The 1,979-nt window shown below is 44.5% G+C and carries 2 protein-coding genes; one reads left to right on the forward strand and one right to left on the reverse strand.

The features are described from left to right. The first annotated feature begins 215 nt into the window (after positions 1-215). Positions 216-1,181, forward strand: a complete 966-nt coding sequence (locus tag PX636_RS04070; protein ID WP_004162930.1) for a glycosyltransferase family 2 protein — start codon at positions 216-218, stop codon at positions 1,179-1,181. Positions 1,182-1,226: 45 nt separating this feature from the next. Here PX636_RS04070 and PX636_RS04075 read toward each other — a convergent pair whose 3' ends face one another. Beyond that, the gene (locus PX636_RS04075; protein ID WP_002801757.1) at positions 1,227-1,592 is read right to left on the reverse strand and encodes a DUF1815 family protein; all 366 of its coding nucleotides are present in this window, start codon (positions 1,590-1,592) and stop codon (positions 1,227-1,229) included. Between the last annotated feature and the right edge of the window lie 387 nt (positions 1,593-1,979).

Raw genomic sequence — 1,979 nt, forward strand, 5'->3', positions numbered from 1 at the left:
TGTTGGATAAGGTTTTTAGGCTTTTTTGACCTCAAAAAGTGCCTAGCATTGGAGTGATCGGGGGTAAAATTCCTGGACTTTTTCCCTGAAAATTAGGTAATTGACCACCTGAAAATGAGTAAAACCCCACACCCCACACCCCACACCCCACACCCTGCCACCACCGAAAAACTTTTTCAGCAGACCCTAACTATCATTAAACATTGTCATCAGCCATGATCGAAATGACCGCTATTCCGCCGATTTCCCTGAAAAACTATCGTATTGCGGCGATTATTCCCTGTCACAACGAAGAACTAACGATCGCAAAAGTGGTCTCCCAATTCCAAACTTTTTTGCCAGAAGCGGCAATTTATGTCTATAACAACCGCTCTACCGATGATACCGTGACGGAGGCACTCAAAGCTGGGGCGATCGTTCGTCAGGAAATCCAACCGGGAAAAGGCAATGTTGTCCGGCGGATGTTTGCCGATATCGAGGCCGATATCTATATTCTCATCGATGGTGATGATACCTACGAAATTGCGGCAGTACGACGCTTAATTGAACGAATGCTGCGGGAACAATTGGATATGGTCGTCGGTGCGCGTCGGGAAGCGGCAAAATCCTCCCAGGCTTATCGTCCTGGTCATCGCGCCGGTAATCTATTTTTAACAGGATTGGTGAAATTTCTGTTTGGAGCGCGTTTAATCGATATGCTCTCCGGTTATCGCGTCTTTTCTCGTCGTTTCGTCAAATCTTTTCCCGCTTTGTCCAATGGTTTCGAGATTGAAACCGAGTTAACTATCCACGCTTTAGAATTAAAAATTCCCTTCGCTGAAGAACCAACCCTCTACGGGGAACGTCCCGAAGGTTCCCAAAGTAAGTTAAAAACCTTTCAAGATGGCTGGCGAGTATTGGGAACCGCTATCTTACTTTTTAAAGAAATTCGTCCTTTTCTCTTTTTTAGCCTTGTCTCGCTAATTTTGGCGGTTATTTCCCTCCTCTTAGCGATCCCCGTCCTGTTTGAATACCTCGAAACTGGCTTAGTACCACGTTTTCCCACCGCTATTTTATCGGCCTCGATCATGCTTTTAGCCTTTTTAAGTTTGACCTGTGGCATGATCCTCGATTCCGTCTCCCGGGGACGAAAAGAGATGAAACGAATGGCTTATCTAGCTAACAGTTGGCTGAAAGGTTAGGGGGAAAAAGTTCGCTAAACATACAGGTCTAGGTCACATCTGGGGTTAAACCGTCTCTAACCGTTGCAGCACGGAGGAGGGTTTTTTGTCAATAAATTCCGCCGGCGAAATTTGATATTTAATCAGATTGGCTAATTCCTGTAGTTGGCTGATGGCTTCCGCACCTTCGAGTTTCATTAACTCTCGATCATCGCGCATTTCTGTCCAGGTGATGCCGTAATCGGACACGAGAAACCGAATTAGATGGGTTTCACCCAATCCCACCATAAAAGATGCGCTATTCATTTGACCACCACAGGTGTAGCAGGACGCTAGATAACCTTGATTTTCTAAGGCGATCGCTAAAGCCTGTAAATCCATGACCAAGTCTTTGACTAGTTGGCGATGCTGTTCTGCAAGTCGTTTAAACACAATGTTCCTCCTGATAACACTCCTCAACTATAAAACCTTAACACTTTTTTAAGATTCTTTTTTGAGAAAATAAGGTAGATGAACCAGGTTTTTTTACGGATGTTAAGTAACAAAATGTAAAGAACCCGATACCTAGAGTAGCGTGAATTCCTGATATCGCCAAGTATGTGTAAGTACAAAGATACCAGTTTATCCGTCTTTCCACCCCCTCGATCCCAACTATTCCCATCATGCCTATTTTTAAAGTTTAAGATCCGGTTTCGACAAAAAAGTTCGCAAATCTAGGTTGACAATTACATAAACCTATGCTTCTATGCCGGATGCGGAGGGAGGGGAGCTTTTTTCAGTGTTGCCAAAGGCACGGCGTAGCCGTCCAGTAAACAGTAA

The sequence above is a fragment of the Microcystis sp. M53598_WE2 genome, assembly GCF_030067735.1.
Lineage (GTDB): Bacteria > Cyanobacteriota > Cyanobacteriia > Cyanobacteriales > Microcystaceae > Microcystis > Microcystis aeruginosa.

Bases quoted from the DNA above. Each gene is read 5' to 3' on its own strand.
- PX636_RS04070 (WP_004162930.1), top strand. From the start codon at position 216: ATGATCGAAATGACCGCTATTCCGCCGATTTCCCTGAAAAACTATCGT.